Source organism: uncultured Brevundimonas sp. (assembly GCF_963974615.1).
GTDB lineage: Bacteria > Pseudomonadota > Alphaproteobacteria > Caulobacterales > Caulobacteraceae > Brevundimonas.
In genome coordinates, this window is sequence record NZ_CAXBDH010000016.1 from 61,731 (window position 1) to 68,440 (window position 6,710).

General features: G+C 65.2%; 9 protein-coding genes. 1 reads left to right on the forward strand and 8 read right to left on the reverse strand.

Annotation, left to right across the window (positions count from 1 at the left end; all coding sequences use genetic code 11):
- Positions 1-2 precede the first annotated feature (2 nt).
- The 8 genes from rplB to AAC050_RS12080 form a co-directional block, all read right to left on the reverse strand.
- Positions 3-836 (reverse strand): 50S ribosomal protein L2, encoded by an 834-nt coding sequence (gene rplB / locus AAC050_RS12045; protein ID WP_339915330.1) that lies wholly within the window; start codon positions 834-836, stop codon positions 3-5.
- A gap of 4 nt (positions 837-840) precedes the next feature.
- Positions 841-1,146, reverse strand: a complete 306-nt coding sequence (locus tag AAC050_RS12050) for a 50S ribosomal protein L23 (protein WP_298097836.1) — start codon at positions 1,144-1,146, stop codon at positions 841-843.
- The gene (gene rplD, locus AAC050_RS12055) at positions 1,146-1,823 is read right to left on the reverse strand and encodes a 50S ribosomal protein L4 (protein ID WP_339915331.1); all 678 of its coding nucleotides are present in this window, start codon (positions 1,821-1,823) and stop codon (positions 1,146-1,148) included. The genes AAC050_RS12050 and rplD overlap by 1 nt, the downstream gene beginning before the upstream one ends.
- Positions 1,823-2,581, reverse strand: coding sequence for a 50S ribosomal protein L3 (gene rplC / locus AAC050_RS12060; RefSeq protein WP_339915332.1), 759 nt, complete (start codon positions 2,579-2,581; stop codon positions 1,823-1,825). The genes rplD and rplC overlap by 1 nt, the downstream gene beginning before the upstream one ends.
- Positions 2,582-2,603: 22 nt before the next feature.
- Positions 2,604-2,909: a 30S ribosomal protein S10 gene (rpsJ, locus tag AAC050_RS12065; protein ID WP_105563630.1), complete on the reverse strand. Its 306-nt coding sequence runs from the start codon at positions 2,907-2,909 to the stop codon at positions 2,604-2,606.
- A 394-nt stretch (positions 2,910-3,303) separates the two neighbouring features.
- The gene (locus AAC050_RS12070) at positions 3,304-4,212 is read right to left on the reverse strand and encodes a DUF2807 domain-containing protein (RefSeq protein ID WP_339915333.1); all 909 of its coding nucleotides are present in this window, start codon (positions 4,210-4,212) and stop codon (positions 3,304-3,306) included.
- Positions 4,213-4,359: 147 nt separating this feature from the next.
- A complete protein-coding gene (locus AAC050_RS12075; protein ID WP_339915334.1) occupies positions 4,360-5,283 on the reverse strand; it encodes a transcriptional regulator in 924 nt (307 codons plus the stop codon).
- 2 nt (positions 5,284-5,285) lie between these two features.
- Positions 5,286-6,404, reverse strand: a complete 1,119-nt coding sequence (locus tag AAC050_RS12080) for a GNAT family N-acetyltransferase (protein ID WP_339915335.1) — start codon at positions 6,402-6,404, stop codon at positions 5,286-5,288.
- Positions 6,405-6,476: 72 nt separating this feature from the next.
- Here AAC050_RS12080 and AAC050_RS12085 point away from each other — a divergent pair.
- Positions 6,477-6,710 (forward strand): hypothetical protein (locus AAC050_RS12085; RefSeq protein ID WP_339915336.1); only part of this gene is annotated, 234 nt, incomplete at its 3' end.

Below are 6,710 nucleotides of genomic sequence, written 5' to 3' on the forward strand. Positions count from 1 at the left end.
TCTTAGCGAGCCTTCTTCACGTGGCGGCTACGGATAATGTACTTGTCCGTCGCCTTGTTCTTGCGGGTACGAGTTCCCTTGGTGTCCTTGCCCCACGGCGTAACCGGGGTCCGACCACCAGAGGTCCGGCCTTCACCACCACCGTGCGGGTGGTCGATCGGGTTCATGGCGACGCCGCGAACGTGCGGACGCCAGCCCATGTGACGAACCCGGCCAGCCTTGCCGAGGTTCTGGTTCATATGATCGGCGTTGGAAACGGCACCGACCGTGGCCATGCAGCCGTCCAGAACCATGCGCAGCTCACCCGAGCCGAGGCGGATCTGGGCGTAGCCGGCGTCGCGGCCGACCAGCTGGGCATAGGCACCGGCCGAACGGGCCAGCTGGGCACCCTTGCCCGGCTTCATCTCCACACAGTGGATGATGGTGCCGATCGGGATGGAGCGCAGCGGCATCGCATTGCCCGGCTTCACGTCGACCTTTTCACCGGCGACGATGGTGTCACCGGCCTTGATGCGCTGCGGCGCGATCACATAGTTCTTTTCGCCGTCCTCATAGATCACGAGGGCGATGAAGGCGGTCCGGTTCGGATCGTACTCCAGACGCTCGACGGTGGCGGTCGCGAACTTGCGGCGCTTGAAGTCGATCTTGCGATACAGCGTCTTGGCACCACCACCGCGGAAGCGGACGGCGATACGACCACCGGCACCACGTCCACCGGACTTGGTCAGGCCTTCGGTCAGCGACTTTTCCGGACGGCCCTTGTGGAGCTCGGAGCGGTCGATCAGCACCAGGGCGCGACGGCCCGGCGATGTCGGATTGTAATGTTTAAGAGCCATCGGTTCAGAGCCCCGTGGTGACGTCGATGGACTGGCCTTCGGCCAGCGTCACGATCGCTTTCTTGATGTCCACCCGACGGCCCATAATGCCGCGGAAACGCTTGGTCTTGCCCTTTTGAACCAGGGTGTTGACCTTCAGGACGTTGACCTTGAACAGGCTTTCGACCGCAGCGGCGATCTCGTCCTTGGTCGAGGTTCCGGCAACCCGGAACACGACCTTGTTCTGCTCGGACAGGATCGTGGCCTTCTCGGTGATGATCGGGGCCAGGATCGTGTCGTAGTGCTTGGCGGTAGGTTGAGCGCCGGCCATTATGCGGCTTCCTTCTCAGCTTGCCGGGCCAGCTCGCTACGCGAGGGCTTGTAGTCGGCATAGGTGGCTTCGATGGCTTCCAGCGCCGCCTTGGTCAGCACCAGCTTGTCGGCCCGCAGGATGTCATAGACATTCAGACCGGCGTTCGGCAGCACATTGACGTTCGGGATGTTGCGGGCAGCGAGGCCGAAGTTGGCGTCGACGTCCGGACCGGCGATGATCAGGGTGCGGTTCCAGCCCAGCTTGGCGAAGGTTTCGCGCAGCTTGGCGGTCTTGGCATCCTTGATCGACACGTTGTCGACCAGAACCAGTTCACCGGCCTTGAGCTTGGCGCTCAGGGCGTGGCGCAGGGCCAGGGCACGAACCTTCTTGGGCAGGGAGAAGCCGTGATCGCGAACGATCGGGCCGAAGGCGCGCGAACCACCGACGAACTGCGGGGCGCGACGCGAACCGTGACGAGCGCCGCCGGTTCCCTTCTGCTTGTACATCTTCTTGCCGGTACGCGAGTTCTCGTTCCGGGTCTGGACCTTGTGGGTACCGGCACGGCGCTTGGCCAGCTGCCAGTTGACGTAACGGGCCAGGATGTCGCCGCGGATGTCGGTGATGCCAAAAACGGCTTCCGACAGTTCGACGTCACCGGCGGCCTTGCCGTCGAGTTTGATGACAGAGACTTTCATCAGGCTTCACCACCCTCAGCGGTTTCAGCGGCCGGAGCCTCGACTGCCGGAGTTTCAGCAGGCGCAGCGGCGGCGGCCTGACCGGCCTTGCGGAACGAACCCGGGAACGGGGTCTCCGCAGGAGCGGTCTTCTTGATCGCGTCACTGACCTTGAGCCAGGTGCCGTCGTGACCCGGGACTGCGCCCTTGATCATGATGAGGCCGCGGTCGATGTCGACACGGAACACGGTGAGGTTCTGCTGGGTGACGGTTTCCTGACCATAATGGCCGGCCATCTTCTTGCCCTTGAAGGTCTTGCCCGGATCCTGACGCTGACCGGTCGAACCGTGCGAACGGTGCGAGACCGATACACCGTGCGACGCCCGCAGGCCGCCGAAGTTCCAGCGCTTCATGGCACCGGCGAAGCCCTTGCCGATGGTCAGGCCCTGAACGTCCACCTTCTGGCCCGGGACGAAATGGTCGGCGATCAGCTCGGCGCCGACGTCGATCATCGCATCTTCCGTAACCCGGAATTCAGTGACGTAGCGCTTGGGCTCGACTTCCGCTTTCGCGAAGGTCGTCCGTTGAGCCTTGTTGGTATTTTTTGCCTTTTTGGTACCGGCACCGAGTTGCAGGGCGACGTAGCCGTCCCGCTCCTTGGTGCGCTGACCCACCACCTGGCAGCCGTCAAGCTGCAGGATGGTGACCGGAACATGAGCGCCATCTTCAGCGAAGATGCGCGTCATTCCCAGTTTCTTGGCGATCACGCCCGTACGCATGTCGGATCCCGCCTCTTCTTTCTTAAATCTTGATTTCGACGTCCACACCGGCCGACAGGTCGAGCTTCATGAGCGCGTCCACGGTCTGCGGGGTGGGGTCGATGATGTCGAGAACACGCTTGTGCGTGCGGATTTCAAACTGCTCGCGCGACTTCTTGTCGACGTGCGGCGAGCGGTTCACGGTGAACTTTTCGATCAGGGTCGGCAGCGGAATCGGACCGCGAACGGTCGCGCCGGTGCGCTTGGCGGTATTGACGATTTCGCGCGTCGAAAAGTCGAGGACGCGGTGATCGAAGGCCTTGAGCCTGATGCGGATGCTTTGATCCATATCGGTCGTTATTCCCAAGCAGGCGAACCTGCGTCCCTGTGAACCATTTCAAAGACCGGAGGTCTTCAGGCTTTCGCCCTCAGAGTACGCACGTCCGCAAAAACGAGCGGCCCACGCAGTCACCCGCGAAGGCCGTTTAAATCCTGGATCGCTGCAAAGAACAGGGTCTCAGGTCGTTCCCGCGAGCCGCGTCTGCATCTCGCGATGCACAGCCGGTCCAGCAAGAGTGGGGCTTATGCCGTTCGATTCCGTCTGCGTCAAGCGGCGAAACTGTGTCGGGACGGGCTTTTCGGCGATAGACCCGATCACACCGGCCCGAAAGCCTCCGCCACCCCGGCTGGCCCGGACAGGCGCTGCCGTCGACGACAGCGCCTGTCCGGATCCGGTTCGCAGCTCAGCGATCGTAGGTGTGGTCGCCGATCGTGACGCTGCCGGAGCCCATGATGGCCCGCTCGACGCTGCCGGTCACTCCGGTGATCTTCACATCGCCCGACCCCATGATGCTGACGTCGGCCGAGGCCGCAACCGCGCGGATATCGACATCACCGGACCCGGCGATGCTGACGTCCAGGGAACCGACCTGACCGCCCCCGACCGTGACATCACCCGAACCGGCGATGCTGACGTCGACCGGACCGTCGACGGCGGCGACATAGACGTCACCCGAACCGGCGATGCTGACGTCGAGGTTACGGGTCGCGCCGGCCCGGACCGCACCCGACCCGGCCAGGGAAATGTCGAGCCGGTCGGAGGTCCCGGTGCGGATATTGCCGGACCCGGCCTGGGAGATATCCAGGTCGCCGGTATTGGCGACCGTCCAGCTGCCACAGCCGCCATTGCCGAAATCAATCGCGGTCGCACCCCGACCGATCGCACCGAACACAGCCCCCTCGACATAGACCTCGACCTCACGCGGGGTGCGCAGCACGATCAGGGGGGCGTCGCTGACATTGACCCGACCGATATTGCGGACCGTGACCGAGGCCCCCTCCCCCGGCTGGCGCGCATCATCGGGGCCGGCGCGGCAGTCCCTTATGTCATCATTATTGAAGCGGATACCGGCGAACCGGCGTCCACCCAGGCCTCCGTCGATGCGCAGGTTTCGTCCGCGCCGGGTCACTTCAAGCGCCGGCAGCCCTGCCCCGCCCTGTTCGATCTCGACGGCGACGTCGGTGCGATCCTCGACGATCACCACGACCCGGGCCACGGCATGGCGGATGCGGACTTCCTGATCCGCCCCCCCGGCCAGGGCGGGTCCGGCCAGAGCGGCGACGGCGACGGCGGTTACCAGTGCGAATTTCATTCTCGTGCTCCCTCAGCATTTCATGCCGGGAAGGTGCCCCCTGTCGGACGCAAAGTCATTTTAACTCGACGTCATGAAGTGGTTGTAACGGGCCGCTCCCGGATCCCGGGGGCGGGTTTGTCCCGCCACGTCAGGCCAGGACGGAATTCAGGGCCGGTCGGCCAGACCCGCGTCCAGAGGGTCGCCCAGCTCGAAACTGCGTTCAAACTCCCGGATCCGGTCCTTGACCACACCCATGCGACGCAGACCGAGGGACGCGCCCCACAGGGCCGTGCGGGCGGCCATCGGTATCCGCTCGGCCGGGGCGACCGGCAGACCCCAGCGCCGGAACACCCCGTTGGCGTAGTGGGCCCCGTTGGTCATCCGCGAATGCCAGGTCTGGTAGTCACACGACAGGGAGACGTTGAAACTGTCCCGGTTCTCGATCCGGTGTGGCGCGTGCAGCGGCCAGGCCACGGCCATACCCGGCTCGAGGTCGAACATCCGGGCGGCCGCGTCCATCTCACGACGATAGGGCAACTCCTCGCTCTGCTGCCTGAGCAACACCTGCTCCATCGCCCGGGCCGGCATATGGGTCTCGTCGGGCGGATAGATCCAGATCCGTTTCCTGCCGCGCAGATGGAACAGGACCACGCCCGGCGGATCGGCATGGAACGGGACACTGGCTCCGGGGGCCGACAGGATCAACTGTCCGCTCACCTGCACGGGCCGGAACCCGGGGGCCCGTTCGGAAAGCTCGGCGAAGGCCCGGTCCATGACCCGGCCCAGTTCGGGATAGTGATCCTGGATCCGGCGCATCTGGATCCACACCCGGCCGGCCTTGACCGCGGCCAGCAGCTCCCGACCCGATCGCCTGCCCTTGATGCCGGTCCGGATCGTGGCCTGGTCCGTTTCGTCATAGTCAAACAGATTGATGTCGAAGAGCTCGGCCGGGTGGCGGTCCAGCTGGCGGGCCAGGGCGTCATCGTCAAACAGGCCCGTGTCCGTCAGCCGGTGAGACCAGGTGACCGGCTCGTGGCCGAACGCGGCGGTCTGATCTGAAGTCCAGGTTGGGAACAGCTCACGGTCCATGGTCAGCCTCCCTGACGGGCCGCTGCTGCAGCGGCCGCGGCCACCGTGCCCGAGACCCAGCCGCCGAAGCGGGTCTCGCAGGCGTTAATGATGTCGAGACGGCGCTCGACACTGCCGGCCAGACGCCGCACCGCCACCGGCGCACGCGCCTGGATCATGCCGGCGGTCGCCGTCGACAGGGCCCCTGACAGGGTCCCTTCGAACACGGTCCGGCCCGGCTCGGCAAAGGTGGATTTGTAGCTTTCCTCGCCACAGCCGAAATCGGCCGTGTGCAGGCCGGCGGCGGCGGCGGCGGCGAGTTCGAGTCGGGTAGCCAGGGCCCCGGGGCCGTACCGCCGGTAGGCCTCGGCATAGGCCGGGAACCAGAGATGCAGCACACCGTCGCCCTGCAGCGAGATCTCGGCCGCGATAATTTCACCGGTGGCCGTCCGCAACGACGCCACCCGAATGCCGAAATCGGCGGTCGCCGTATCGAACAGCCGGCGCAGCAGATCTGCGGTCCAGCCACAGCGGAACACATCATGGCGACGGGTGCGGGCATATTGCTCGCGCTTGCGGGCGATAATCCAGTCGAACACGACCGGGTCGCGGTCATCCCATTTGAAGGTGACCGGTCCGTGATCACGCTCCAGCCCCCGGTGCTGGCGGCGCATATTCTTGCAGAATTTATGGTCACGGGCCTCAAAGGCCGCATCCAGCCCCTCGGCCCCGCCGGACAGGTCACACGTCATGCGTCGACGGGGGACCCAGCCGGGCTCCGCAACGGATCCGGCCCAGCCGTTGACACGCAGCCGGCTCGCCCCGAGCTCCCGGGTCAGGCTCGCCAGGTCAATCACCTCATCCGGGGCCGCGATGATCCCGTGATAATCGCTCAGCGGCGCACCCAGCGGCTGGACCAGTCGGCCGCGCTTCTGAAACGGAAAAAAGCCGCGGATATCGCCACCACGGCGCAGGATCGCGACCCGGGCATGCGGCACACCAGCCGCCGCTTCGGTGTAACGGATGTCGAAATAAGGGGAGTCGAGGGCCGGATTGGCCGCCCTCAGGGCAATCCAGGCCGCCCGTTCAGACGGACCCAGGGCATCCGGCGTGACGATCTCTGTACTCAGCGAACCGGACACCCGCGTCTCCCCGACGACATTCGAACCGGTTGCGACCCTAGGCCCCCGCCTGTTGCAGTACGGTTTAGCGGCATGGTGAACGAAACCTCACCGTTCGCGGCGGCATGCCGTGGCGATCGCCGGCCTTTGAGGCCCTTGACCCTCCGGGACAAACAAAAACCCCGCCGGTTTGCACCGGCGGGGGTTCTGTCATTGGTCATCGTGGCGCTCATGCAGCGAGCGGCCGCGTCGCGAGCGTTAGCGCACCAGGATCGACTACTCGATGATCTTGGCGACGACGCCGGCACCGACGGTGCGGCCGCCTTC

Coding starts and splice junctions, on each gene's coding strand:
- rplB (WP_339915330.1), bottom strand. CDS start 836: ATGGCTCTTAAACATTACAATCCGACATCGCCGGGCCGTCGCGCCCTG.
- AAC050_RS12050 (WP_298097836.1), bottom strand. CDS start 1,146: ATGGCCGGCGCTCAACCTACCGCCAAGCACTACGACACGATCCTGGCC.
- rplD (WP_339915331.1), bottom strand. CDS start 1,823: ATGAAAGTCTCTGTCATCAAACTCGACGGCAAGGCCGCCGGTGACGTC.
- rplC (WP_339915332.1), bottom strand. CDS start 2,581: ATGCGTACGGGCGTGATCGCCAAGAAACTGGGAATGACGCGCATCTTC.
- rpsJ (WP_105563630.1), bottom strand. CDS start 2,909: ATGGATCAAAGCATCCGCATCAGGCTCAAGGCCTTCGATCACCGCGTC.
- AAC050_RS12070 (WP_339915333.1), bottom strand. CDS start 4,212: ATGAAATTCGCACTGGTAACCGCCGTCGCCGTCGCCGCTCTGGCCGGA.
- AAC050_RS12075 (WP_339915334.1), bottom strand. CDS start 5,283: ATGGACCGTGAGCTGTTCCCAACCTGGACTTCAGATCAGACCGCCGCG.